The organism is Halomonas sp. EF61 (assembly GCF_040147045.1).
GTDB classification, from domain to species: Bacteria; Pseudomonadota; Gammaproteobacteria; order Pseudomonadales; family Halomonadaceae; genus Halomonas; species Halomonas litopenaei.
In genome coordinates, this window is record NZ_JAMSHM010000004.1 from 332575 (window position 1) to 357506 (window position 24932).

Genomic DNA, 24932 nt, shown 5'->3' on the forward strand with positions numbered 1-24932 from the left:
TTCAGGAAACTCGACTACAGGAATGTGCCTCTACGGCGCTTTCCTGTAGTCGGACTACAACGCCTTGTCCCCCCAAGTACCAATGGCGAACCCCCGCCGCTGTGGGCCATAGTCACAACCATGGCGCAGCGGACAGACCTCGATGGCGAGTCAGATCGCTCACTTTGTAGTCGACCTCTACCGTTCCGCCAAGATTCGACCAAGGCCGTAAAGACTTCTCGGCCAAGGTGCAGGAACCTGACTACACTTCGCAGGTGCAGCATGGCATGGCGAGCAGTCGATCCTCTTGCAATGACGCCAACCGCAAGAGCCTGCAAGCCACTGGAGCCAAAGGCCGGTCGAAAGCGACCGCCCCGACACCGCCCCTCACCATGGATGCCAGGCAAGTCGTATCAGAACGTCGAACCAAACAGTCGATTCAACATCAGGACGGCCCGATCATGACCTTTCGTGAAGAACTGAAGACCCTGACCCAGCTTCGTGAAGCCCAGCGCGGCAAGTGGGACAACATCGATCCGGAAAGCGCCGCCCGCATGCGCGTGCAGAACCGTTTCCGCACTGGTCTCGACATCGCTCGCTACACCGCCGCCATCATGCGCGAGGACATGGCCGCCTACGACGCCGACACCGCCAACTACACCCAGTCACTGGGCTGCTGGCACGGCTTCATCGGTCAGCAGAAGCTGATTTCCATCAAGAAGCACTTTGGCAACACCAAGCGCCGCTACCTCTACCTGTCCGGCTGGATGGTCGCCGCCCTGCGCAGCGAGTTCGGTCCGCTGCCCGACCAGTCCATGCACGAGAAGACCAGCGTGGCATCGCTGATCGAAGAGCTCTACACCTTCCTGCGCCAGGCCGACACCTGGGAGCTCAACCACCTGTTCCGTGCCCGAGAAGAAGCCAAGGAAGCCGGTGACAGCGCCAAGGTCGACGATCTGACCAACCAGATCGACAACCACGAAACGCACATCGTGCCGATCATCGCCGACATCGACGCCGGTTTCGGCAACGCCGAGGCCACCTACCTGCTGGCCAAGAAGATGATCGAGGCCGGCGCCTGCTGTATCCAGCTCGAGAACCAGGTGTCCGACGAGAAGCAGTGCGGCCACCAGGACGGCAAGGTCACCGTGCCCCACGAGGACTTCATCGCCAAGATCAACGCCGTACGTTACGCCTTCCTTGAACTGGGCGTGGATGATGGGGTGATCGTGGCCCGTACCGACTCCCTGGGTGCCGGCCTGACCCAGAAGATCGCGGTTACCAACGAGCCAGGCGACCTGGGCGATCAGTACAACAGCTTCCTCGACGGTGAAGAGATTTCCTCGGCCTCCGATATCGACAACGGCGACGTGGTGATCAAGCAGAACGGCAAGCTGGTCAAGGTCAAGCGTCTCGCCTCCGGCCTCTATCAGTTCAAGCCTGGCACCGGCGAAGACCGTGTGGTGCTGGACTGCATCACTAGCCTGCAGAACGGTGCCGATCTTTTGTGGATCGAGACCGAAAAGCCCCACGTCGGCCAGATCGCCGGCATGGTCAACCGCATCCGCGAGGCGGTGCCCAGCGCCAAGCTGGTCTACAACAACTCGCCGTCGTTCAACTGGACGCTGAACTTCCGCCAGCAGGTGTTCGACGCCTGGGAAGCCGAAGGCAAGGACGTCTCCGCCTACGAGCGTGCCGACCTGATGAACGCACGCTACGACGACACTGAGCTTGGCCAACTGGCCGACGAGTGGACGCGCAACTTCCAGCGTGACGCCGCCCGCGAGGCAGGCATCTTCCACCACCTGATCACCCTGCCGACCTACCACACGGCCGCCCTGTCTACCGACAACCTGGCCAAGGGCTACTTCGGCGACGAGGGCATGCTGGCCTACGTGGCGGGTGTGCAGCGCCGCGAGATCCGCGAGGGTATCGCCACCGTTCGCCACCAGGACATGGCCGGCTCCAATATCGGTGACGACCACAAGGAGTTCTTCCACGGCGACGCGGCGCTCAAGGCCGGCGGCAAGGACAACACCATGAACCAGTTCGGCTGAGGATCGCGGGCCAGTGGCGCCCAGTCACTGAGCCCAGACGCTGAGCCCTGTGACAGACCCTGTGACAGACCCTGTGACTGAGCTCCGTCACTGTGAGAAAGGGAGGCCGTCGGCCTCCCTTTTTGCTGTCCGTGACCTTGCCCTGCCAAGCCAGCCTTTCCCTCTTCCCTGGCAAGGGCCTACTCTCGAACTAGGCGCTGTCCGAAAAGTCGACGAGCGAAGGTTAGACAAGGCAAAAATCGGTGAGAAAGCGCAGTTTACGGGGTGTAAATGAGCATTTTGACCGGGCTGGCGCACCAGCCGATTTTTAACGCCGTATTACCGAGCGCAGGCACTTTTCAGACAAGCCCTAACACGTCTGGCTCCAGCGAGTCCGACAACTGCAGCAATGCGACTCCCTCCGATGCCCATTGGCCTGGCAGGTCCGGTTCGGCATATGATGAATGTCAGGAAAGCGCTGTCGGCGCGACTCAGTGGCAGTCGCGGGGCGACAAGGGCGACAGGCGGCAGGCGGACGTCCAACATGGGACGGACGAGACCCGATCATCGTTGGATCCGGGGAACCATCGCCCTGTCAAAGCCTCCAAACAGGCGTTACACTATTTTCGAACAGCGTTTGCGAACTTTGGTGCGGTACCACTACAAGCGAATGTGACCCGAACCGATGCGTTCAGAATGCGGCGCAGAAGACATTCAAGGAGAATCGCCATGAAAACTTCCATCCTTCCTGTCCTGGCGCTGAGCGTCGTGGTGCTTGCCGGCTGCACCGCCACCAATCAGTACTCGGGCAACGTCTATTCCGGCAACCAGGCACAGACCGCCCAGAACGTGCAGTTCGGCACCATCACCGCCCTGCGTCGCGTCCAGATCCAGGGTGAAAGCTCCGCCGGCGGCATCCTCGGCACCGGTGGTGGCGCGGTAATCGGTGGCCTGCTCGGCAACCAGGTCGGCGGCGGTTCCGGTCGCACCATCGCCACCGCCGCAGGTGCCATCGGTGGCGCCGTAGCCGGCAACCAGATCGAGAAAGGCGTCAACCGCACCGACGCCTGGGAGATGGAGATTCGCAAGGACAGCGGCCAGACCGTGGTCGTCGTGCAGAAGGCAGACCAGGCCTTCCAGGTGGGCCAGCGTGTTCGCCTGATCGGCAGCGGTTCACGTCAGAGTGTTGCCCCCTACTGAGGGCTTGACGAAGGCGCTCGCGAAAGGGGCTTGTCCTTGTAAGCGACAACAGCACTTCGCTCCCCCGCAAACATCTCTGCGTTACATACTCTCTGCGTTATATACAAAGGGCCCTGAGGCGTATCCGCCTCAGGGCCCTTTCGGTGCTCACCAGGTGAACGCCAGGTGATTCACGTCACCACCGACTAGTGGACCTTGCCCATCACCCAGCAGCCCAGCTTGCAGCCCACCAGGGCGATGATGCCGATCACCAGCAGTGTCATCAGCATATCGATGGGGAAGACGATGAAGGTGGCCCCCAGCACGGCAAGGGCGGGGCACCAGATCCACTGGTCATCGTCACTGCGCAGTACCGCCGGCAGCAGGCTGCCCAGGGCACAGCTCAGGCCCTTGTCCCAGGCCTTGATCATCACCGCCAGCAGTACCGCAAAGGCCAGCACCCAGATCACAAATAGCGTCATGTTCAGCTCCGCAAGAAAAGCGTGAAAGGCAGAATCGAAAAATCTCACAAGAGGGTATCCCCACCACCGATACTGCGCAACAACCCGAAGGTGGCAGAGGGCGCGCGTGAATACCGTTCAGGATATGACCACACAAGGTGAAAAATGTCCCACGCCCCTGACAGCCCCAGCACCCACGCGTTACCATGCGTCCTCACACGCACTCACCAAAGGTTCATCAATGCAAATTGCGCAAAATTCCGTTGTCGCGTTCCACTACACCCTGACCAATGATGCAGGTGAAGTGCTGGACAGCTCGGAAGGCCGCGAGCCGCTGACCTACCTCCACGGCGCCGGCAACATCATTCCGGGTCTGGAAAAGGAACTCGAAGGCAAGGCCGCCGGCGACAAGGTCAACGCCAAGGTTGCCCCCGCCGAAGGTTACGGCGAAGTACAGGAGCAGCTGGTCCAGGAAGTGCCGCGTGACGCCTTCCAGGGTGTCGAGAGCATCGAGCCGGGCATGCAGTTCCAGGCGCAGACCCAGGGCGGTCCGCTGATGGTCACCGTGACCCAGGTCGAAGGCGACACCGTCACCGTCGACGGCAACCACCCGCTGGCCGGCCAGAACCTGAACTTCGACGTCGAGATCGCCGAAGTCCGTGAAGCCAGCCAGGAAGAAATCGAGCACGGCCACGTGCACGGCGAAGGCGGCCACGAGCACTGATCAGCGCTACGCTCGTTGGAAGCACCACGAGCATGCATGATCAAGTGCCGGCATGGTCAAAAGAAAGGGCAGCCCAGGCTGCCCTTTCGCGTGTCTGAGTATCACGTCTGATGAAAGACCCCTCGCCTCGCAAGCCACGACCGGGGATCAGCTTCTGCCCTCGACGCCAGCGCCTCGCTCGATTGCCCTGAGGGTATGATAGCCGCCCCATAGCCGAGTGGCGGTGGTCAGCAGACAGGCCGCGGCGAACAGCCCTGCCAGTACAGGAAAGTGCGCCGGCCACAGACAAAAGGCCACCAGCGCCAGCACGGTCTCGGTACCTTCGGTCAGGCCGTGCAGATAGTAGAAGGCCTTGCGCTGGAAGCGTGGGCGCTCGAGATCATGGCGCGCCGCCATGATGGCGAAGGCCAGAAAGGACGTCCCGGTGCCGATAAAGGCAAACAGCAGCAGTGCTGCCGGCAAGGCATTGCGCTCGCTGTCGGCCAGGGCAAAGCCGAGCACCACCGCGGCGTAGAAGACGAAGTCCAGCCCGATATCGAGAAATCCCCCGGCATCGCTGGGCGTACCCCGACGGCGCGCCAGCGCACCGTCCAGGCCATCGGCGAGTCGATTGAGGAGGATCGCCGCCAGCGCCCATCCATAGGCCTGAACGGCCAGCAGCGGCAGTGCCAGCAAGCCGATAAGAAAACCCACCAGAGTGACCTGATCAGGCGTTACCTTGCAGCGCTCCAGCATCTTGACCAGAGGCCCCAGGGGCGCCTGGGTTCTGGGCATGGTCCAGCGATCCAGCATAAAAGTCTCGTCAGCAGTAAAACGTCGATTCGGTAGAAGGAAAGCACAAGCGGCGGGCCAGGGCCCACCGCTTGTGTCTTCAGGTCCAGGCTACTGCCTGGGCGGTTCGCTCAGTCGTTGGACTGGGCAGAGGACAGCGACGATGCTTCGTGTCGCTCGGGGCTCGCACCGGCTCTGTCTCCCGTCACCGGCTGGCTTGAGGAATCGGCGTCGCCTCCCCCGCCTCGCCGCCAATTGAAGTAACGCTCCAGATACCCCAGGACCCGCTCGGGCTTGTTCGCGTTCTTCCACACCCCGGCGGCGGCCTTTACGGCTTCCGAATGGGTCGGGTACGGGTGGATGGTCCCCAACAGCTTGTTCAGTCCGATACCGCGGGTCATTGACAGGGTGAACTCCGCCAGCATCTCGCCAGCGCCAGCACCGACAATGGTGGCACCGAGAATGCGATCCTTGCCTGGTACGGTCAGCACCTTGACGAATCCGGTGGTATCGCCCTCGGCGATGGCCCGGTCGAGCTCGGACAAGGAATAGCGGGTGACCTCGAAGGGCACCTTTTGCTCCTTGGCTTCGCGCTCGTTGAGCCCCACGCGCGCCACCTCCGGGTCACAGAAGGTGACCGCCGGCAGCGCCCGATAGCTCACATTGAAGCGCTTGAACTCGCCAAACAAGGCATTGACGGTGGCGTGCCAGGCCTGGTGGGCGCTGGCATGGGTCAGCTGGAAGGGCCCGACCACATCGCCACAGGCCCAGACATTGGGCAGCACAGACTGCAGCCCGCCATCCACGTCCAGGGTGCCGTTGTCGCGAGTGCCCACGCCCAGTTCTTCAAGCCCGAGCCCCTCGACGTTGGCCTGTCGACCCACCGCCACCAGCAACTGATCGAACTCCAGTTGCTCGATACGTGTCTCGCCTGCCTCGTTGACCTCGATCTCGAGTCGATGGAGATCACCGTCACCGGCCACCACCTTGAGCGCCCGGGTCGACAGGCACAGCGTCACGCCGCTGGCCTCGAGCCCCTGAGCCGCCTCCCTGGCGACGTCCTCGTCTTCGCGTGGCAAGAGTTGCGGGCCCATCTCCACCAGGGTGACCTGGCTACCCAGCCGGGCGAAGCTCTGGCCCAGTTCACTGCCGATCGGACCACCACCAAGCACCACCAGGCGCTTCGGCAATGCCTTTAGCTCCCACAGGTTGTCGGAGGTCAGCACCTCGATATCCTCGATCCCCGGCAACGGCGGGACTCTGGGGCGGGCACCGCTGGCGATGATCACGTGACGGGTGGTCAGCACCTGTTCGCCAACCTGCACCCGCCAGGGATCGAGCAGCCTGGCATCTCCTTCGACCACATCGACGCCCAAGCCCCGATAACGTTCCGGACTATCATGGGGCTCGACCTCGGCGATGGCGCCATGGACGTGGCCCATCACAGCGGCGAAGTCGACGCTTGGCTCACCGGCGCTGACACCATAGGACGGCGCCCGACGAATGTCCTCGGCGGCGCGAGCGGCGCGAATCAATGCCTTGGACGGCACACAGCCGGTATTGAGGCAGTCGCCGCCCATGCGGTGGCGCTCCACCAGGGTTACCTTAGCCTTCACCGCCGCAGCAATATAGCTTGCCACCAGGCCCGCCGAGCCCGCACCGATCACGACGATATCCCGGTCAAAACGCGACGGGCGCTGGTATTCGGCGGCGAGCCGGCGACGCTTGAGCACCGCCACCACGGCCTTGGCGATCCAGGGAAACAAGCCGATCAACACAAAGGACAGGATCAGCCCTGGCGACAGGATGCCCGCCAGCGACTCGAGTTCACCCAGTTCCCGGCCAGCATTCACGAACACCATGGTACCCGGCAGCATGCCGAGCTGGCTGACCCAATAGAAGGTGGACAGACGCATGCGGGTCAGGCCGACCACCAGGTTGATCACGAAGAAGGGGAAGATCGGAATCAGCCGCAGCGTGAACAGGTAGAAGGCGCCTTCGCGCTCGATGCCGCCGTTGATTCGCGCCAGCTGGCGCGAAAAACGCGTCTCCAGCGTCTCACGCAGCAGGGTCCGGGCGATCACCGCGGCAAGGGTCGCGCCCAGCGAACTGGCAAAGGACACCAGCACCAGACCGATCCAGAAGCCGAACAAGGCCCCCGCCAGCAGCGTCAGCAACCCCGCCCCAGGCAGCGACAGCGCCGCCATCACGATATAGACCGCGAAGAAGCCACCGGCCACGGTCCAGGGGTCCTCGTGGAACCACTGTTGAAATTGCGCCTGCTGGGCCTTGATCGCGTCCAGCGTAAAGGCCTCGTTGGCGCCGGTGACAAAGAACGCCACCACTGCGACGGCAATCAGTGCCAGCAAGATCCATTTGTTACGGGTCACCCGCGTCTCCTTCTAGGTCAACTGGTGTCGATGATCGGGTCGATGATCGATAGGTAGCCGTGGCCAGCAGCAGCGGCACCCGTTGTCCTGCGCCCGTCCTGCGACGAGACGATGACGTTACCAGGAGCTGTGCGGCCGGCTATCGGGATGCAATCGAGATTAGCAGTCTGCCTGAGTCGCGCACAGGCGACCGAGCCTTACGACCGAAAATGCAAAAAATCATCCCCTTATCGACAGCGCATGTAAGGATGCGCCTGCCACAATGACTGAACCAACCGGGAACTGCCCTACTCGAACCTTACAATGACGCCATCCTGACGGAGCCTACGAATGCGATATCCCTTCAATCAGCGTACCTTCCTGCTGGCCGGCCTGCTGACTGGTGCCGTGCTTTCCACGACCCCCGCCCTCGCCGCCGAAGAGAAGGCCATCTTCGCTGGCGGCTGCTACTGGTGTGTCGAGGAAGCCTTCGACAAGATCGATGGTGTCGAGGCCACCATATCCGGCTTTGCAGCAGGTAACACGGAAAACCCGACCTATGAACAGGTGGGCGCCGGTGGAACCGGGCACGCCGAAGCCGTCGAGATTACCTACGACAGCGACAAAGTGAGCTACCAGGATCTGCTCTACGTCTTCTGGCGCAATATCGATCCCTTCGTCGCCAACCGCCAATTCTGCGATGTGGGAGATTCCTATCGCTCTGCCCTGCTGCCCTTGAACGACGAGCAGCGTGAACTGGCCGAGGCCAGCAAGGCGGACATCGCCGAGCGCTTCGACCAGCCGATCGAGACCACCATCGAAGATCCTGGCACCTTCTATGCCACCAAGGATGAACACCAGGACTACTACCAGAAGAACAAGGTGCGCTACACCTTCTACAAGAACTCCTGCGGCCGCCCTGACCGGCTAAAGGAAATCTGGGGAGACGAAGCCATGCCCCACGAGGCGCCAGAGCAGTCCGCAGCGTCCTAGGGCGCGGCGCTGACAGCAACGTCATGCCACACCGATCGACCCTGGTGCGAGCCAAGGTCGATCGGTCTCTGCAACGCATCTGCAACCTATCGGCAACCGCGTCGCAGTAGCGGACTCATACGTGTTCGAGTCGACGCTCGACGACGCACTGGTGTTGTGCACGCTGCAGCCGCTTTCCTAGCCGCCAGGACAGCCAGCCCGTGGTCGCCAGCACCAGCCAGCTGGCCGCCACCACCCCAGGCCAGCCCCGCCACAGCCAGAACGGCTCGAGCCACAGCGGCCCGAGACTCGCCCCCAGGTAGTAGAACACCAGATAGAGCGCCGATGCGCCGCCTCGTCCTTCGCGGGCCTGGCGACCGACCCAGCCCGAGGCGGTGGCGTGGCACAGAAAGAAGCCGAAGGCGCTGAGGGTCAAGGCGGCAATGATGACGGCGAGCATCGGTATCAGGGACAGACCCAGCGCCAGCATCATGATGACAACGCCCAACCCCATGGTGGCGGGCGCTCCCGCTCTGGCGACGACCCTGGCAGATAGCGTCGAGCCCAGAGTGCCGCCCAGGTAGGTCAGAAACAGCAGGCCCAGCCAGCGGGGCCCGAGAGCAAAGGGTGCCTCGGCCAGACGAAAGGTCATGTAGCTGTACTGGTTGATGAACACCAGGAAGTTGAGACCACCGATCAGATAGGCCGACAGCAGCCATGGGTTGGCCAGGTGGCCACGCATCTGGCGGCAGGCGTGCCCCACTCGAAAGGGTTGAGGCGCAAAGGCACGGGCCGCCGGCAGCAGCCACCAGAACACCGCCACGCCCACCAGGGTCAAACCGCCAATCGCCACGAAACTCGCCTGGACGCCATACCATTCACCGATGACGCCTCCCAGCACGCGACCACCGATACCGCCCAGGGTATTGGCCGCGATATAGAGCCCCACGGCTCGACTCATCGCCTCCGGCGAGAACTCGTCGCCCATCCAGGCGATCGCCACCGCCGGCAGCCCTCCCAGGGCGACCCCCTGCAGCACGCGAGCGACCAGCAGCCAGTCGAGCCCAGGCGCAAATGCCGCCAACAGTGTCGCGACAGCTGCCACCGACAGGCTCGCACGCATGATACCGCCCCGCCCGATGGCGTCGGACAAGGGCCCATAGACCAGCAACGAGAGCGCCAGGGTCAGGGTGGCAAGCGACATCACCAGGCCCACCTTCAGGGTCGAAGCCTCATGGGTATCGCGCAGCAGCGGCAGCAATGGCTGGGGGGCGTAGAGGTTGATGAATACCAGCATCGAGCCCAGACACAGAGCGAGGGTCGCCCTGCGCCAGGCAGGGGTATTGGCGTGAATCATGGCGGTCTCCGGTTGGCCTCGCCCATCTTCCATGCTTCACTACCATCACACCAACAGAAGAACATGATGCTATCCATCACATTCCCTTATGTCGCTACCCTTTGACCTGCGCTCGCTGTCGCTGTTTGTCGCGGTGGTGGACCACGGCGGCTTCAGCGCCGCCGCCCGCGCCCGTCACATCGCCCAGTCCGCCGTCAGCCAGACCATCGCAGGCCTGGAGCGACGCCTCGACACTCGTCTGTTCGAACGCCATGATCGGCGTGTTCGACTGACACCAGAAGGTGAGGTGCTACTGGAACATGCCCGACGGCTACTCGCCGACGCCAGTGCCACCGAACTGGCGCTGAAGGAACTCAACGGCCTGGTAAAGGGCGAAGTGCGCATCGGCATCCCCTCGATGCTGGGCTCCTACTATCTGCCGCCGCTGCTGATGGGCTTTGCCGCACGCCACCCTGGCATCCGCATGACGGTGATCGAGGCGGGCGCCCGCCGACTGCAGGCAATGATCAAGGCCCGCGAGCTGGACCTGGGAATCGTGGTCGAGGATGGCAGTACCTGCGAACTGGAAACCGAGGCCCTGCTACGTGCCGAGATGGTGGTCTGCACGCCCCGGGACCATCCCTTCACGGCACGCCACAGCGTGACTCCGGAAGCCTTTCTGAGCGAGCCGCTGGTGCTGTTTCAGGACGGCTATTTTCACCGCGAGTTTGTCGACGCCATGGCCCGACGGCTGGATATCCAGCCCCGCCTGACGTTCCAGTCGAATCTGATCCCGCTGACCAAGGCCATCGTCCGCCAGGGCTTTGGCATCACCACCTTTCTGCGCCGGGTGATCGAGGAAGATGACCTGTCGGCGGTGCCCTTTGACCCCGCCGCCTGGCTGACCCTGTCGCTGGCCTGGCAGCCCCAGGGCTACCTGTCACGCGCCGAGCGCGCCTTTATCGACTACGCCCTGTCGCAACGCGACTCGTTGTAGCCCTGGAGGCGCCGAAGGCTCGCCAAGGACTGGCCGAAGCCTCGCCAACCAAGCCCAAGGCTACCCAACGCAAACGGGGCGAGCCCAGTGAAAGGCTCGCCCCGTTGTGGTGGCGACGTCGATGGCGCCGAGGACGCTTCAGCCGCCCATGCCCGCCGGGCTGTAGGCGAACTGGCGCATGCTCAACCGGGTGGGTTCCAGCGGTCGACGCGCCTGCCAGTAGTAGCGGCGCCAGTAGCTGTTGTCCAGCTTGGAGATCATCACACCGCGCGACGATGAGGCGTGCAGAAAGCGACCCTGGCCGACGTAAATGCCGACGTGGCGGTTGCCCGGAGGACGAAAGAACACCAGGTCGCCGGGAGACAGCTGATCACGCGTGATCGGTTCGCCGGTATGCACCTGGCTGCCGGTGGTGCGCGGCAGCTGCACCTGGAAGGCATCGCTGAAGATGTTCTGCACCAGCGCCGAGCAGTCGATGCCGCTCATGCCGGTGCCGCCGAAACGATAGGGCGTACCCGCCCAGCGATCGTGCTCCGCCATCAGCGCCTCGCGGATGGCAGCGGCGGGATCTTCAAGGAAGCTTCCCCCTGCCGCTGGGTCCTCCAGCGGGGACATGCGCGAGGCGGCGCGTTCGGCCAGGCTCGGCATATCACGGGAAAAGTAGTCGTTATCGGCAGTATTCTGGTAGTTCGATGCCGCACAGCCTGACAGCAGGCCAAGCAACACCATCGCCGCTGTCACGCGGCTTGTCTGGGCGACGCTCATGCGACACACACCTCATTCCCTGAACCGGCTGGCTGACGGCCTGCCGGCGCCCAAGAGCCGCTGTGGAAGTGACGCACTCGTGTCACTACCATAACGCCCCTCAGCTGCAAGTTTGACAATTCGGCCTCCTTCTTGATGGGAGGCCTGACGAAAGATCAACACGATACTAGCCAAAATTATCCGATCTGACGATAGATCAGGACAATTTTTTGGCGTTTTTTTCTGCTGTTTCGCGACGATCAGTGCAGGGTTCGTCCATCTCCCGGCAAGGTATCGATGTGAAGCGGTGCCCAATGGCGGGGGCGCGCACCCGGGAAATCCAGGCTGGCCCAGGTGCCGGCGAGGGGCGGAGCGCCCGACAGCCAGGCCACCAGCGCCTGGCGGAAGCTGGCCAGAAACGCTTCGCGCTCAGGGGTTTCCCCCATGAAGAACGAAAATCCTGCATAGAGACCGCGGGCATACTCCTGCCAACCGGCGTAGTGCTCCGACGCCAACTGGTGCGCACGCTCGAGCAGTGCCAGGAAGTCCTGCTGAGCCAGCCAGCCCAGTTGGCGACCGGCGATCGCCAGGTCGACCGCCTGGGCCAGGTCCCAGGCGCACATGTCGACGTCATTGCACTGGTCGGCGTTGTCACGTACCCGCAGCAGGCGCTCCAGATGATTGCGCTCTTCCTCGTTGCACTCGCCGGACTCCAGGGTCGCAATCTCGGAATTCAGGCGCGCGCTGTTGAGGGTGTAGGGCGCGTAGTTGATCTGATATTCCTGGCGATCACCGGCGTCCAGCAGAAAGCGCACGAAATCGATCAGCTCGGTGGCGGAGTGCAGGCCGTAGTGTCCATCGATCCACTCCAGGATCGAAGCCCCTTCCCGGTCGCTTTCCGGCTGCGGCAGGCTCCAGGCGGCGGTGTTCAAGGGCCCCACCAGCGACAGCGCGGTAAAGTGCATCAGGCTCGGACGCTCGCCAGGCTCGCGCCAATCGCCGCTGCGCCACTCGAGCCAGTGGAACAGGCTACCCGGATCGTCCAGGTGCCAGCGAATCTCGTAGGTCAAGGAAGGCTGATCCGGTTCCGGCAACAGCGCATCCCAGGTCGCCCAGGCCTCGAGCAGGCGCTTGGGGGTGCTGTAGAACCGACACAGCACATCGCGCAGGGACGCCGCCATATCGGTCAGGCTGTCCTCGTCGAACTGCTCACTGTCCATGCTCATCAGCAAGTAGAAGGCATACTTCTCGGCCATATGGATGGTCGCCGAATGGCGGGTCGCCCTGGCCAGGCCATCACGACCTGCCAGATCCGCCTGGGGCGCATCACCAAAGGGGGTTCTGGCCGATGGCAGCGCTCGATGCGCCGCGTCAGCCGCCAGCTGATTGAGATGATGGGCCTGGGCCGGCAGCCAGTAGCGCACCAGTGAGCGGGCGCCCTCGTCGGGGTGCAGATCGAGGGTCTCCGCCAGGTACTTGCGCGCCTCGTCACGACGCGCCTGGGGCAGCGGCGGAGTCGGCCCCTGACGTGCCGCCAGCTCGGGTTCACGCACCGAGGCCAGCGCCAGCACCCAGTGGCGAGGCGAGGCGCGCCACTGCCTGGCCGCCTGGCGTGATGCCTCGACCTGCTCCTGGTCGAGCAACTCCTGCAACAAGCCATGCCAAGGGCTCACCGGCGATCCCATCAGCAACTGCCAGTCGGCTGCCAGGGTCGGCAGTCGGTCCTGACCTTCGAACAGACCACGGCCGCGCTGATAGGAGCGCGCCAGGGCGCTCCAGTCACTGTAGCGACGCTGGACCAGATCGCCTGCGTGATGCGCCAGCAGCGACGCTTCCTGGGGTGTCAGCCAGCCGATGCAGCTACCGGCCCAGGCCAGATCCACCGCCCTCAGCCAGTCCCAGGCGGCCCACTCCAGCGGCTCCCCCTGATCCACGTAGCGGCACAGCAGGCGGCCGTATGGGCGCTCCTGGGGCGCCAGCCCCTCACACCAGGCCTGGCGTTCGCCGGCACTGACCGCCATCAATCGCGCGGCGTCGATATCCCAGCCCTGGCGATCCCCCTGACTGGTCAGCCACAGCAAGGCGCGCTTGAGATCCTCGGCGCCGTGAATCTGCCAGACTTCCCCCAGCCAGGCCTCGACCCCGTCCCAGTCATCGATGCTGGCCGGCGTCATCAGTACCGGCGAGAAGGCCGCCCGCAATCGCCAGACGCGATCTTCCGGGCTGTCGGGCCAGAGGGCGGCGGCAGGCTCGCGACTCAGCGCAGTGCCGAGCAACGGCCAGGTGATGCCGGCACCCTCGCCTTCCAGCTTCGACAGTGCCCGGCAGGTATCGAGCAAGCCCTCATCGCCGCGAAGCCAGCCTTCGCCGCTGCGGGAGGCGCAGAGTGCCTCCAGCCATTCATCCAGGCTTGCGTGACGATGGTGGATGTCGCTGCACAGGCGTGCTGCCCAGCCACGACTCACCTCGGCCGACATCCATCCCGACGCCCCTGCCAGGGCCACCAGCTCAAGCGCTCCCAGCAGGTGGGAGGCAGGCACCATGTTCGACGCATTGAGCTCGAGCAGGCGCCACCCCAGTTCGCCCCGGTCGGGGATCTCGAGGGCGGCCAATCGCTCACGTGCCGCCTCTTCAGGCAGCATCAAGGGGTCAGGCATAAAGGCCCAGTCGCACAGCACCAGTTGCTGAGCCCACCAGGCATTGAGCGGATCAACCAAGTCTCACCTCGCAGAAACACGGAGTCAGGCCAGCCCGGTCCGGCCTGACACAAGGCGCCAAGGACCATCGCTTCGGGCAGCTAGAAGTCGGCGACACAGTGTACCGGAAACTGTTCGCCACGCCGATGGCGATTGTTGCCGATAGATCTTCCAGACCTGGGCCTCGAGGGCCCGGCAAGCCTCATCGATGCATTCTTCGAACGGGCGTAAAAAATTCCGATCACAGCCCTTGGCGAGATGTTTCAAATAATGCACACTCGTCAATCATGGCATAACACCCCTCTTCTCTGACCCTTTCCGGAGCTCCCGCATGTCCCACGTTCAGGACCTGATCATCGACAAGGCGTACATCGGCGGCCAGTGGCGTGACGCCGATCGCCACTTCAGCGTCACCAATCCCGCCACCGGCGAGACCCTGGCCGAGGTGCCGGACTTGAACGCCGAGGAAGTCCGCGAAGCCATCGGTGCCGCCGATGCGGCCTGGGCCGGCTGGAAGCGCAAGACCGCCAAGGAACGCTCGGCCCTGCTGCGCGCCTGGTTCAACAGCATCATGGACCACCAGGAAGCCCTGGCCGAACTGATGACCCGTGAACAGGGCAAGCCGCTGGCCGAGTCCCGTGGCGAGGTCGCCTACGGCGCTGCCTTCGTCGAGTTCTACGCCGAGGAAGCCAAGCGTGTGGCTGGCGAGACCCTGCCGGGCCACGGACCCGACAAGCGTATCCTGGTATTCCGCGAGCCGGTCGGTGTGGTCGCCGCCATCACCCCCTGGAACTTCCCGCTGGCGATGATCACCCGCAAGTGCGCTCCGGCCATGGCCGCCGGCTGCACCGTGGTGGTCAAACCGGCCGAGGCCACCCCGCTGACCGCCCTGGCACTGGCCAAGCTCGCTGAAGACGTGGGCATCCCCGCCGGCGTGCTCAACGTGGTGACCTCGAGCTCCCCGCGCGAAGTCGGCCCGGTACTGACCGGCGATGCCCGAGTGCGCAAGGTGTCCTTCACCGGCTCCACACCGGTGGGCAAGATCCTGCTGGCCCAGTGCGCCGACACCGTGAAGAAGGCCTCCATGGAGCTTGGCGGCAACGCGCCCTTTATCGTCTTCGATGACGCCGACCTGGACGCCGCCGTCGAGGGAGCCATCGCCTCCAAGTACCGCAACTCCGGCCAGACCTGCGTATGCACCAACCGCTTCCTGGTTCAGGACGGCGTCTACGATGCCTTTGTCGAGAAGCTGGCCAAGCGCGTGGGCGAGCTGAAGGTCGGCAACGGCCTCGAGGACGGTGTGGTTCAGGGTCCCCTGATCAACTCGGCAGCGGTGGACAAGGTGCAGTCGCATATCGCTGACGCACTCGACAACGGTGCCCGCCTGGTCGCCGGCGGTGAGGCCCTGGAGGGCACCTTCTTCCAGCCCACGGTGCTGGCCGACGTGACCACCGACATGCGTGTCGCCCGGGAAGAGACCTTCGGGCCGCTGGCCCCGGTGTTCCGCTTCTCCAGCGACGACGAAGCCATCGCCATGGCCAACGACACCGAATTCGGTCTGGCCGCCTACTTCTATGCCACCGACTATCGCCGTATCTGGCGCACCATGGAACAACTCGAGTACGGCATGGTCGCCATCAATGAGGGCATCCTCTCTACCGAGCTCGCCCCCTTCGGCGGCGTCAAGGAATCGGGTCTCGGTCGCGAAGGTTCACGCCATGGCCTCGATGAGTACACAGAGCTGAAGTACGCCTGTGTCGGCGGCCTCTAAGGGCCAGCCCTGTCTCCCCGGGGCACGCCCTGCGTGTCCCGGACCTAGCGTCTACCCTATACATTCAGTGCCCTCAAAGGAGTCACGACATGAATAACGCTCAGCTGAACGAACTCAAGGACAAGTACGTCGCCAAGGGCGCGGCCAGCCCCGCCACCGCCTTCGCCGACCGCGCCAAGAACGCCGAACTGTGGGATGCCGATGGCAACCGCTTCATCGACTTCGCCGGCGGTATCGGCGTGCTCAACATCGGTCACTGCCACCCCAAGGTGGTGCAGGCGGTCAAGGACCAGCTCGACAAGGTGATGCACACCTGCCAGACCGTGATGCCCTACGAGGGCTACGTGAAGGTCGCCGAAAAGCTCGCAGAGATCACCCCGGTGCGCGGTGAGGCCAAGGTGATGCTGGCCAACTCCGGCGCCGAGGCGCTGGAAAACGCGGTCAAGATCGCCCGCGCCGCCACCGGCCGCAACAACGTCATCTGCTTCGACGGCGGCTACCACGGCCGTACCTTCATGACCATGGCGATGAACGGCAAGGTTGCCCCCTACGCCAGCGACTTCGGCACCATGCCGGGCTGCGTGTTCCGCGCCGGCTACCCGGTGGCCGAACACGGCATCAGCGAGGAAGAGGCGGTGCGTCGCCTCAAGATGGTGCTGAAGACCGACGCCAACCCCAAGGACACCGCCGCCATCGTGCTCGAGCCGGTACTGGGTGAAGGCGGCTTCTACCCCGCTCCGCAGAGCTTCCTCGAGAAGATCCGCGAGATCTGTGACGAACACGGCATCCTGATGATCGTCGACGAGGTCCAGAGCGGCTTCGGTCGTACCGGCAAGATGTTCGCCATCGAGCACAGCGGCGTGAAGCCGGACCTGATGACCATGGCCAAGAGCATGGCCGCAGGCATGCCGATCTCCGCCGTGGTCGGCACCGCCGAGCACATGGACGCCTCTGGCGGCAACTCGCTGGGCGGCACCTACTCCGGCAGCCCGGTGTCCTGCGCCGCGACCCTGGCGGTGATGGAGGTGTTCGAGGAAGAGGACATCCTGGCCAAGAGCCAGGCGCTGGGCGACAAGCTGGCCAAGCGTTTTGCCCAGTGGGCGAGCGACTTCGACGCCGTGGTCCACCCGCGCAACCTGGGTTCCATGGCTGCCTTTGAACTCAACGGCAAGGACGGTCAGCCGGCTCCGGATCTCGCCGCAGCCCTGTGCAAGCGCGCCCGGGAGCAGGGCCTGATCCTGCTGTCCTGCGGCATGTTCGGCAACACCATCCGCTTCTTGATGCCGGTCACCATCGAGGACAAGGTACTCGAGGAAGGCCTGGACATCGTCGAGCAGAACCTCAAGGCCCTGGTCGGCAGCGAAGCCACCGCCACCGCCTGATCGTGAAGCCTTGACGGCCTGAGCCGTCAGCCGATGACGCCACCGGCCCCGCCGGTGGCGTCGTCGTTTGTGGGGGTTGGCAACACTATGCCGAATCAAGCTAGGGTAAGGGTCCATCCATGGACGCGAGGGACCCGACCATGCAAGAGGACGAACTGGGCATTCTGGGCGTTGCCGCGCTGACGGAGCACTATCGCAGTGGCGACGCCTCCCCCCTGGAAGCCACCCGGGCGGCGCTTGCGCGCATCGAGCGCTTCAACGAAGCCGTCAATGCCTACACCTACGTCGACGCCGAGGGTGCCGAAAAGGCGGCCAAGGCGTCGGCACGTCGCTGGGGCCAGGGCAAGCCGCTGAGTCCGATCGACGGTGTTCCGGTCTCGCTCAAGGATCTGACCAACGTGGCCGGCATGCCGACGTCCAACGGCTCGCTGCTGGGTTCAAGCGAGCCCTGCGATGCCGACGCGCCACCGGCGAAACGCCTGAGAGAGGCCGGCGCCATCCTGCTGGGCAAGACCAACACCCCGGAAGACGGCTGGAAGGCGGTCACCGACAATCGGGTGTTCGGCGCCACCTGCAACCCCTGGGATACCCGCCTGACCGCGGGAGGCTCGTCCGGCGGTGCTGCCGCCGCAGCGGCCCTCAACATGGGGGTGTTGCACCAGGGCGGCGACTCCGGCGGCTCGATCCGCATTCCTGCCGCCTTCTGCGGGGTGTTCGGCTTCAAGCCGACCTTCGGCTGGACGCCCCAGTGGCCGCCGGCGGAAGAACCGACGCTGTCCCATATCGGGCCCATCGCCCGCAGCGTCGACGACGCCGTGGCGATGCTCAATGTCATTGGCCGCTACGACTATGTCGATCCCTACGCCACCCGGGGCCAGCCGGAGGACTGGGGCCAGGATATCGGCAAGGGGCTCGAGGGACTGCGCATCGCCTTTTCCACCGATCTGGGCTTCGCCGAGGTGGACCCTCAGGTCGCCACACGGGTCAGAGAAGCGGCGGATCGCATGCGGGATCTGGGCGCGGAGATCTGCGAGGTGGATCCAGAGCTGCCCTCGCCGCTATGGATCTTTCAGCGGCTGTGGTTCACCGCCTCGCTGGAGATGGTCTCGCAGCTCAGCGACAGCGAACGCGCCAAGCTGGACCCCGGCCTCTACGAGAACGCCCTGCGTGCAGAAGAGTGGAAGGCCGTGGAGCTGTTTCGCGCCCAGGCGGCCCGAGCCGAGCTGACCATGCGTCTTGAGCAGTTCAACCAGGACTACCACCTGCTGATGACGCCCTCGGTGCCGATCAGCCCCTTCGAGATCAACCACCAGGTGCCGCCGGGTAGCCAGATGCGCGACTGGGAGGAGTGGGCGCCGTTCTCCTACCCCTTCAACCTGAGCCAGCAGCCGGCCGCCTCGGTACCCTGCGGTTTCACCGACCGTGGCCTGCCGGTGGGTTTCCAGCTGGCCGGCGGCAAGTTCGACGACGCCCGGGTACTGCGCGCCTGCCACGCCTTTCTCGAGGCGCATCCGCCGCGCTTCCCGACCCTGCCGGACCCGGCCCAGCGCGCCGGCTGAGCGGTGCATCAGGCCCCTGGCAGGGGCCAGCTACGACAAGGGCCCGGTGCAGTGCACCGGGCCCCTTGCGATGACGGCGAGTCGCCGCCATTCGGTCGCTGATCAGAGCGCGCTAACCTCGTAGCTTGCCCACACCCCACAGCAGCACCACGGCACCCACCACCGCTGTGACCAGTGAACCAATAAAGCCGCCGCTGGACAGCCCCACCAGGCTGAACAGCAGGCCGCCAATCAGGGCACCCACCACGCCGACGCCGATGTTGCCGAGCAGGCCGAAGCCGCCGCCACGCATGATGTTGCCCGCGATCCAGCCCGCCAGACCACCGATGATCAACCACGCGATAAAGCTCATTGCGTTCTCCTTTCGTCACTGAATGGAAACTTGCGAATCATTCACCCTCGCTCCTTCGACCAAATCCCTTGACCAGGGCGCGAGGTGCCGCGTCGATCGCCCGGGGACGATCTTCACCGTTCACAGCTATACCATTACATCAATGCATACGAAAGTAGGGATATGTCACGTAATGTGAGACGCGACAGCACGAATACCGTCCGGTGACGCTGGGTCAGCGCCGATGACAGGCCCTTCGTCGCGTCTAGAATCGGTTGCCGGGCTGGGCAAGAAAGGCCAGTTCCTCGGCGGTGGACGCTCGTCCCAGCGCCTCATTGCGCTGAGGATAGCGACCAAAACGCACCAGCACCTCGCGGTGGCGATGCTCGTGGTGCAGGTTGTGCTCGAGTCCCGGTTGGTCGAACAGGCGCAGCGCCTCGTCGTGCACACGCAACGACTCGCTGTGCATATAGGGCATGTACAGGAAGGCTCGCCAGGGAGGATCGAGCACCCGATCTGCGCGCTGGGACACCGCCTCCTGGGCCAGTACCAGGGCCTGACCGTCACAGGCGAAGGCTCGCGGCTCGCCGCGGTAGATGTTGCGAGAAAACTGATCGAGCACCAGGATTTCCGCCAGCCGCCCGCGGGCCGAGGTACGCCACTGCCAGGTCTCGCCGGCGGCCGCCGCCGCCAGGGTCGCACCGAAGTCATCGCGGATACGGCCATCCAGCGCATCATCCTTGGCAAACCACTGTTTTGGTGTCAGCGTCTGAAACCAGAACTCGATCACTTCGTCGGCTCGCACCACCCTGTCGGTCATGGCAGACTCCCCTTCGCTCGCTTGTGACCCAGGCGGCCGCGCCCTTTCGCTCGCGGATTCCGCCACGTCGCCCCTCTGCCACAGGATGCCCAGGGACAGCCCATGACCTCGTTTGAACTGCTTCGATCGCTCGCCGTGGTGTTTCATCTCACGGGCTTGCTGGTCTGCCTGCTCGGCCTTCACCTGGCACGCCACCCGCAGCGCCGATGGCCCGGTCGTGCACTGGCCCTGTGCGGCTTTATCATCGCGGCAACGCCGACACTGCTGCAACTGTTCGGCATCATCGAGCCTGTGCCGATTTCAGCAGCTCCACCAAACTGACCCGCTGCGACAAAAGACGTATGGCTCGCCACGGAGAGCCGATTAGACTTGCGATCACGTAGTTGGAATACGCAACCGTCGGTTAACTTAATCCTTTAAGTTCGACGTCTTTCTGGAAAAAGACGAAGACTTTCGGAATTTCCACCGACTTGACGTCAATGCGACACTGCGCGAACCCGCGCTGCTTCAGCGCCAAAAGATGCACTGCAGCGGGCAGGATGACGCAAGCGCTGCAAAGATACTTCCTGGGTGTCGGCGCCACTGGCCTGCCAGCTGGCGCTCGGCACGGACATCGACCCAAGTGCGGTAATCGCCATGCCCCCTTTGGGAGGTGGCTCACGACCACGCCGCACCGGACAACGACCGCAAGGATGACACCATGCCCCTACTCACCTTCGCGTCCTTCCTGTTCTTTACAGGACTGGTCGCCTTCATCACCTGGCGCATCACCCGCCGTGACGACCATTCAAGCACCAGCGGCTTCTTCCTGGCGGGCCGCAGCCTGACCTTCCCGCTGATCGCCGGCTCGCTGTTGATGACCAACCTGTCCACCGAGCAGATGGTCGGCCTCAACGGCTCCGCCTTCACCGATGGCCTCAGCGTGATGGCCTGGGAGGTGGTGGCGGTCATGGCGCTGGTGGCGCTGGCGCTGTTCTTCCTGCCGCGCTTTCTGAAAAGCGGCATCGCCACCCTGCCCCAGTTGCTCGAGATTCGCTTCGACAAGGGCACCCAGCTGATCACCAACGTGATCTTCCTGATCGCCTACGCGGTGGTACTGCTGCCGATCATCCTCTACTCCGGCGCCATCGGCCTGCAGGGCATGCTCGACCTGTCCGGGCTCACCGGCATCGAATCCAGCACCACCCTGCTGTGGCTGACGGTGTGGATCGTCGGCATCATCGGCTCCATCTATGCCCTGTTCGGGGGCCTGCGCACCGTTGCCGTGTCGGATACCCTCAATGGCGTCGGCCTGCTGATCGGTGGCTTTGTGATCGTCTACTTCGGCCTTCAGGCGGTCAGCGACAGCGGCGGTGTGCTCGCCGGCTGGGAGATCCTCAAGGAATCCAACCCCGACAAGATGAACTCCATCGGTGGCAGCGAGCAGAGCGTCCCCTTCTTCACCCTGTTCACCGGCGTCTTCCTGATCAACGTCTTCTACTGGACCACCAACCAGCAGATCATCCAGCGGACCTTCGCCGCCAAGAACCTGGCCGAGGGCCAGAAGGGCGTGCTGCTGACCGGCTTCTTCAAGCTGCTGGGGCCCCTGTACCTGGTCCTGCCGGGCATCATCGCCTACCACCTGTACGCCGATCAGGGCGTCAAGGCTGACGCGGCCTACGGCCACCTGGTGTTCAACGTGCTGCCGGCGCCGCTCACCGGCTTCTTCGCCGCGGTGATGGTCGGCGCCATCCTGTCTTCCTTCAACTCGGCGCTGAACTCCACCACCACCCTGTTCAGTCTGGGCCTCTACAAGGCGGTACTGAAGAAGGACGCCACCGAGGCCCAAGTGGTCAAGTCGAGCCAGGTGTTCGGCTGGATCATGGCCATCTCCGCGATGATCATCGCGCCGCTGCTGGCCGGTCAGGAAAGCCTGTTCGGCTACCTGCAGAAGATGAACGCCATCTACTTCATCCCCATCCTGGCGGTGGTGGTGGTCGGCCTGCTGACCCGTCGTGTGCCCCCCATGGCGGCCAAGATCGCCCTGGTGGGTGGCTGTCTGGCCATCTTCTGTGGCTACTTCATCCCGCCCTTCAACAAGCTGCCGGTGATCATGCACGAGTTCCACTTCGTCGCCCTGGTGTTCGTGCTGCTGGTGGCATTGATGCTGGTGATCGGCAAGCTGCGCCCGCGCGCCGAGGCCTGGAAGCAGGAGGACGTGGGCGCCGTCGACCTGACGCCCTGGAAGGGCGCCGTGCCGGCGGGCATCGTGCTGGTCATCCTGGTCATCGCCATCTACCTGGCCTTTGCCGGCTGATGCTCCCGATCTCCGACGGACCAGAACCTGACCGTCACCACGGTCTGCTCTGACCGCGACGCCCCGCCCTGTCAAGGCGGGGCGTCGTCGTTGTGGACACCGCATGTCCATATCGGTGGGGTAATGGTCCTTGCCGACATTCCTGACCTCCCCCAGACTCCAGAGATTCGCTGTCGCGCCGTTGTCAGGTGCGTCCCCCCTTCTCTGGAGCCCCCATCGTGACCACGACTCGAAACGTCGCCCTGCTGGCCTACCCCGACTGTCAGATGCTCGACGTCAGCGGCCCCTGGCAGGTCTTCGCCAGCGCCAACGACGTGCTGGGCAAGACTGCCTACCGGCTACGTCTGATCGGCCGAAGTGCGAGCGAACTGGTCACCAACGGCGGTCTGCGACTGCTGCCGGATCTTGACTGGGAAGGGTGGGAGAGCGAACTCGACGAGGCCCCCGATGCTGGCGGCAACGGCCGCGACCTGACCACCCTGCTCATCGCCGGGGGCCACGGCGTCTTCGTCCAGTGCCAGCAACAGCGCTGGCGCGAACGACTGACGCGGGTGGCGCCGCACCTCGGGCGCCTGGGCGCCGTCTGCACCGGCGCCTTCCTGCTTGCCGATGCGGGCCTGCTTAACGGACGCAGCGCCACCACCCACTGGCGCCACTGTCGACGGCTTGCCGACGACTTTCCGCAGGTAAGAGTCCAGGCCGATGCGCTCTACGTCCATGACGGCGGGCGCTACACCAGCGCCGGGGTCACCGCCGGCATCGACCTGGCGCTGTCGCTGGTCGAGAGTGATCTGGGCGCAGAAGCCGCCGCAGCGGTGGCCCGCGAACTGGTGATGTTCCTCCATCGCCCCGGCGGCCAGTCCCAGTTCAGCGAACTGCTGTCTCGCCAGCATCGTTGCGGCCCCCGTCTGCGCCCGTTGATCGATCGGCTGCACGCCGACCCCGGCGGCTCCTTCGATCTGGAGAACATGGCCGACAGCCTGAAGATCACCCCACGCCACCTGACCCGGCTGTTTCGCCACCACCTGGACACCAGTCCCGGCGAGTACCTCACCGGACTGCGCCTGGAGGCGGCTCGGCGCGAACTGGTGCGTGGCGAAACCTCGCTGGAACGCCTCGCTTCACGTTGGCACCTGGGCACCAGCGAACAACTGAGACGCCAGTTCCATCGCCACTATGGCGTTTCGCCATCGGTCTACCGTGCGCGCTTCGGCGCCGATTCAGCGAACCATCGCTGAGCTACCGCCTCAGTCTTTTTTATCCACGACCTTCATTACCGGAGACTCCGCCATGCCCCCTGTGACTTCATCCCGCCTCCCCGGCGGTGTGCTTCTGCTGTCGCTGTGTCAGGCGCTGCTGGTGAGCGGCAACATTCTGTTGATCGCCGTCTCACCGCTGATCGGCCAGAGCCTGGCGCCCTCGCCCTGGCTGTCCACCCTGCCGGTGGCGACTCAGTGGCTGGGGTTGATGCTCGCCACCCTGCCGGCCTCCTTGATCATGGGCCGATTGGGGCGCAAGCGAGGCTTCGTGATCGGCAACCTGATCGGCTTCGCCGGCACGGTAGCCGCCTACCTGGCGCTGCTGGCCAATCACTTCGCCGCCTTCGCCGTGGCGACCATGGCAATTGGCGTGGGCATCGGCTTCGGTCAGCTCTATCGCTTCGCGGCGATCGAGCTGGCCCCGAGCGGCGCCAGGGACAGGGCCATCGGTCTGGTCATGGGCGGTGGTGTGCTGGCCGCCTTCTTCGGCCCCTGGCTTGCGCGTATCAGTCAGGATGCTGTCACGACGCCCTTTCTCGGAAGCTTCATCGGCCTGGGAGCGCTCTACCTCATCGCCCTGGCCCTGTTGCTGGTGGTACCTTTGCCCCCGCTGGACCCGAGCACCCGTCATGGCAAGAGACGTCCGCTCGGGGAGCTGCTGGCACAGCCCAAGCTTTGGCTTGCGGTACTCGCCGCCATGATCGGCTACGGCGTGATGAACCTGGCCATGACGGCTACCCCCCTGGCCATGGCCTCCGATGGCCACGCCTTTCACCACGTCTCGATGACGATTCAGTGGCATGTGCTGGCGATGTTCGCGCCCTCGTTCTTCACCGGCCAACTGACCCAGCGGTTCGGCACGACACGCATGATCGCGCTGGGTTGTGTGCTGCTTTGCGCCAGTGCCCTCAGCGCCCTGGCACCCTCCAGCCTGGCGGGCTTCAATGTCACTTTGATCCTGCTGGGACTGGGCTGGAACTTTACCTTTCTGCCGGCCACTGGCCTTCTGACCGAGTGTCACCTGCCCGCAGAAAAGGCCCGTGTTCAGGCCGCCAACGAGTTCCTGGTGTTTTCTACTGCGGCGATCACCGCCCTGGCGGCCGGCCCGCTGATCCAGTGGCTGGGCTGGCAGACGCTCAATCTGTGGCTGTTGCCGATGGCTGCCCTGCCGCTGATACTGATCGCGGCGCAGCGTCTTGCCTTTGACGCCGGTCGCCCCCAGATTAAGGAATAACTTTCACCGACGGAGT

20 protein-coding genes are annotated in these 24932 nt (G+C 64.3%); 12 read left to right on the plus strand and 8 right to left on the minus strand.

Translation table 11 applies throughout. The features are described from left to right. Nucleotides 1-440: 440 nt before the first annotated feature. Complete coding sequence (locus NFI08_RS21105; protein WP_108133257.1) at nt 441-2036, plus strand: isocitrate lyase; 1596 nt, start codon at nt 441-443, stop codon at nt 2034-2036. A 708-nt stretch (nt 2037-2744) separates the two neighbouring features. Further along, nucleotides 2745-3215, plus strand: coding sequence for an outer membrane lipoprotein (locus tag NFI08_RS21110; protein WP_108449068.1), 471 nt, complete (start codon nt 2745-2747; stop codon nt 3213-3215). A 185-nt stretch (nt 3216-3400) separates the two neighbouring features. Here the strand turns inward: NFI08_RS21110 and NFI08_RS21115 are convergent, their stop codons facing one another. Further along, nucleotides 3401-3676, minus strand: coding sequence for a hypothetical protein (locus NFI08_RS21115; RefSeq protein WP_045992920.1), 276 nt, complete (start codon nt 3674-3676; stop codon nt 3401-3403). Nucleotides 3677-3896: 220 nt separating this feature from the next. Between NFI08_RS21115 and NFI08_RS21120 the strand changes: the two genes are divergently transcribed. After that, entirely contained in the window at nt 3897-4379 is a 483-nt protein-coding gene (locus NFI08_RS21120; RefSeq protein WP_045992921.1) for an FKBP-type peptidyl-prolyl cis-trans isomerase, read from the plus strand. Nucleotides 4380-4526: 147 nt separating this feature from the next. Here the strand turns inward: NFI08_RS21120 and NFI08_RS21125 are convergent, their stop codons facing one another. Then, nucleotides 4527-5171, minus strand: coding sequence for a CDP-alcohol phosphatidyltransferase family protein (locus NFI08_RS21125; RefSeq protein ID WP_349591419.1), 645 nt, complete (start codon nt 5169-5171; stop codon nt 4527-4529). A 110-nt stretch (nt 5172-5281) separates the two neighbouring features. Next, the gene (locus tag NFI08_RS21130; protein ID WP_349591420.1) at nt 5282-7540 is read right to left on the minus strand and encodes a dihydrolipoyl dehydrogenase family protein; all 2259 of its coding nucleotides are present in this window, start codon (nt 7538-7540) and stop codon (nt 5282-5284) included. 330 nt (nt 7541-7870) lie between these two features. Here NFI08_RS21130 and msrA point away from each other — a divergent pair, with 330 nt between their 5' ends. Next, nucleotides 7871-8512, plus strand: coding sequence for a peptide-methionine (S)-S-oxide reductase MsrA (msrA, locus tag NFI08_RS21135; protein ID WP_045992924.1), 642 nt, complete (start codon nt 7871-7873; stop codon nt 8510-8512). 115 nt (nt 8513-8627) lie between these two features. Here the strand turns inward: msrA and NFI08_RS21140 are convergent, their stop codons facing one another. Next, nucleotides 8628-9848: an MFS transporter gene (locus NFI08_RS21140; RefSeq protein WP_045992994.1), complete on the minus strand. Its 1221-nt coding sequence runs from the start codon at nt 9846-9848 to the stop codon at nt 8628-8630. Nucleotides 9849-9936: 88 nt separating this feature from the next. Here NFI08_RS21140 and NFI08_RS21145 point away from each other — a divergent pair, with 88 nt between their 5' ends. Then, the gene (locus NFI08_RS21145; protein WP_045992925.1) at nt 9937-10824 is read left to right on the plus strand and encodes a LysR family transcriptional regulator; all 888 of its coding nucleotides are present in this window, start codon (nt 9937-9939) and stop codon (nt 10822-10824) included. A gap of 138 nt (nt 10825-10962) precedes the next feature. On the opposite strand, the gene NFI08_RS21150 is transcribed toward NFI08_RS21145, so the two are convergent. Together NFI08_RS21150 and NFI08_RS21155 are read right to left on the minus strand one after the other, a co-directional pair. After that, nucleotides 10963-11589 carry a C40 family peptidase gene (locus NFI08_RS21150; RefSeq protein ID WP_231498679.1) on the minus strand — a complete coding sequence of 209 codons (627 nt, stop codon included), beginning with the start codon at nt 11587-11589 and terminating at the stop codon, nt 10963-10965. 239 nt (nt 11590-11828) lie between these two features. After that, nucleotides 11829-14285: a DUF1266 domain-containing protein gene (locus NFI08_RS21155; protein WP_349591421.1), complete on the minus strand. Its 2457-nt coding sequence runs from the start codon at nt 14283-14285 to the stop codon at nt 11829-11831. Nucleotides 14286-14595: 310 nt separating this feature from the next. Between NFI08_RS21155 and NFI08_RS21160 the strand changes: the two genes are divergently transcribed. The 3 genes from NFI08_RS21160 (at nt 14596) to NFI08_RS21170 (ending at nt 18976) form a co-directional block, all read left to right on the plus strand. Next, complete coding sequence (locus NFI08_RS21160) at nt 14596-16035, plus strand: NAD-dependent succinate-semialdehyde dehydrogenase (protein ID WP_045992927.1); 1440 nt, start codon at nt 14596-14598, stop codon at nt 16033-16035. Between the two features lie 89 nt (nt 16036-16124). Next, on the plus strand, nt 16125-17417 hold the full coding sequence (gene gabT, locus NFI08_RS21165) for a 4-aminobutyrate--2-oxoglutarate transaminase (protein ID WP_108449064.1): 1293 nt from the start codon (nt 16125-16127) through the stop codon (nt 17415-17417). Nucleotides 17418-17557: 140 nt separating this feature from the next. Beyond that, nucleotides 17558-18976 (plus strand): amidase, encoded by a 1419-nt coding sequence (locus NFI08_RS21170; protein WP_108449063.1) that lies wholly within the window; start codon nt 17558-17560, stop codon nt 18974-18976. A 112-nt stretch (nt 18977-19088) separates the two neighbouring features. On the opposite strand, the gene NFI08_RS21175 is transcribed toward NFI08_RS21170, so the two are convergent. Together NFI08_RS21175 and NFI08_RS21180 are read right to left on the minus strand one after the other, a co-directional pair. Then, nucleotides 19089-19328 (minus strand): GlsB/YeaQ/YmgE family stress response membrane protein, encoded by a 240-nt coding sequence (locus NFI08_RS21175; RefSeq protein WP_045992930.1) that lies wholly within the window; start codon nt 19326-19328, stop codon nt 19089-19091. A gap of 244 nt (nt 19329-19572) precedes the next feature. Continuing rightward, entirely contained in the window at nt 19573-20127 is a 555-nt protein-coding gene (locus NFI08_RS21180; protein WP_108449062.1) for a DUF924 family protein, read from the minus strand. Between the two features lie 102 nt (nt 20128-20229). On the opposite strand from NFI08_RS21180, the gene NFI08_RS21185 reads away from it, so the two are divergent. The 4 genes from NFI08_RS21185 (at nt 20230) to NFI08_RS21200 (ending at nt 24916) form a co-directional block, all read left to right on the plus strand. Further along, nucleotides 20230-20448: a hypothetical protein gene (locus NFI08_RS21185; RefSeq protein ID WP_045992932.1), complete on the plus strand. Its 219-nt coding sequence runs from the start codon at nt 20230-20232 to the stop codon at nt 20446-20448. A gap of 379 nt (nt 20449-20827) precedes the next feature. Further along, entirely contained in the window at nt 20828-22423 is a 1596-nt protein-coding gene (locus NFI08_RS21190) for a solute:sodium symporter family transporter (RefSeq protein ID WP_045992933.1), read from the plus strand. Between the two features lie 218 nt (nt 22424-22641). Continuing rightward, complete coding sequence (locus NFI08_RS21195; protein ID WP_240184245.1) at nt 22642-23661, plus strand: GlxA family transcriptional regulator; 1020 nt, start codon at nt 22642-22644, stop codon at nt 23659-23661. 52 nt (nt 23662-23713) lie between these two features. Then, entirely contained in the window at nt 23714-24916 is a 1203-nt protein-coding gene (locus NFI08_RS21200; RefSeq protein ID WP_108449061.1) for an MFS transporter, read from the plus strand. Nucleotides 24917-24932: the final 16 nt, after the last annotated feature.

What these genes read in the sequence shown, in the direction of transcription:
- NFI08_RS21105 (WP_108133257.1), top strand. Translation starts at nt 441, where the DNA reads ATGACCTTTCGTGAAGAACTGAAGACCCTGACCCAGCTTCGTGAAGCC.
- NFI08_RS21110 (WP_108449068.1), top strand. Translation starts at nt 2,745, where the DNA reads ATGAAAACTTCCATCCTTCCTGTCCTGGCGCTGAGCGTCGTGGTGCTT.
- NFI08_RS21115 (WP_045992920.1), bottom strand. Translation starts at nt 3,676, where the DNA reads ATGACGCTATTTGTGATCTGGGTGCTGGCCTTTGCGGTACTGCTGGCG.
- NFI08_RS21120 (WP_045992921.1), top strand. Translation starts at nt 3,897, where the DNA reads ATGCAAATTGCGCAAAATTCCGTTGTCGCGTTCCACTACACCCTGACC.
- NFI08_RS21125 (WP_349591419.1), bottom strand. Translation starts at nt 5,171, where the DNA reads ATGCTGGATCGCTGGACCATGCCCAGAACCCAGGCGCCCCTGGGGCCT.
- msrA (WP_045992924.1), top strand. Translation starts at nt 7,871, where the DNA reads ATGCGATATCCCTTCAATCAGCGTACCTTCCTGCTGGCCGGCCTGCTG.
- NFI08_RS21140 (WP_045992994.1), bottom strand. Translation starts at nt 9,848, where the DNA reads ATGATTCACGCCAATACCCCTGCCTGGCGCAGGGCGACCCTCGCTCTG.
- NFI08_RS21145 (WP_045992925.1), top strand. Translation starts at nt 9,937, where the DNA reads ATGTCGCTACCCTTTGACCTGCGCTCGCTGTCGCTGTTTGTCGCGGTG.
- NFI08_RS21150 (WP_231498679.1), bottom strand. Translation starts at nt 11,589, where the DNA reads ATGAGCGTCGCCCAGACAAGCCGCGTGACAGCGGCGATGGTGTTGCTT.
- NFI08_RS21160 (WP_045992927.1), top strand. Translation starts at nt 14,596, where the DNA reads ATGTCCCACGTTCAGGACCTGATCATCGACAAGGCGTACATCGGCGGC.
- gabT (WP_108449064.1), top strand. Translation starts at nt 16,125, where the DNA reads ATGAATAACGCTCAGCTGAACGAACTCAAGGACAAGTACGTCGCCAAG.
- NFI08_RS21170 (WP_108449063.1), top strand. Translation starts at nt 17,558, where the DNA reads ATGCAAGAGGACGAACTGGGCATTCTGGGCGTTGCCGCGCTGACGGAG.
- NFI08_RS21175 (WP_045992930.1), bottom strand. Translation starts at nt 19,328, where the DNA reads ATGAGCTTTATCGCGTGGTTGATCATCGGTGGTCTGGCGGGCTGGATC.
- NFI08_RS21180 (WP_108449062.1), bottom strand. Translation starts at nt 20,127, where the DNA reads ATGACCGACAGGGTGGTGCGAGCCGACGAAGTGATCGAGTTCTGGTTT.
- NFI08_RS21185 (WP_045992932.1), top strand. Translation starts at nt 20,230, where the DNA reads ATGACCTCGTTTGAACTGCTTCGATCGCTCGCCGTGGTGTTTCATCTC.
- NFI08_RS21190 (WP_045992933.1), top strand. Translation starts at nt 20,828, where the DNA reads ATGCCCCTACTCACCTTCGCGTCCTTCCTGTTCTTTACAGGACTGGTC.
- NFI08_RS21200 (WP_108449061.1), top strand. Translation starts at nt 23,714, where the DNA reads ATGCCCCCTGTGACTTCATCCCGCCTCCCCGGCGGTGTGCTTCTGCTG.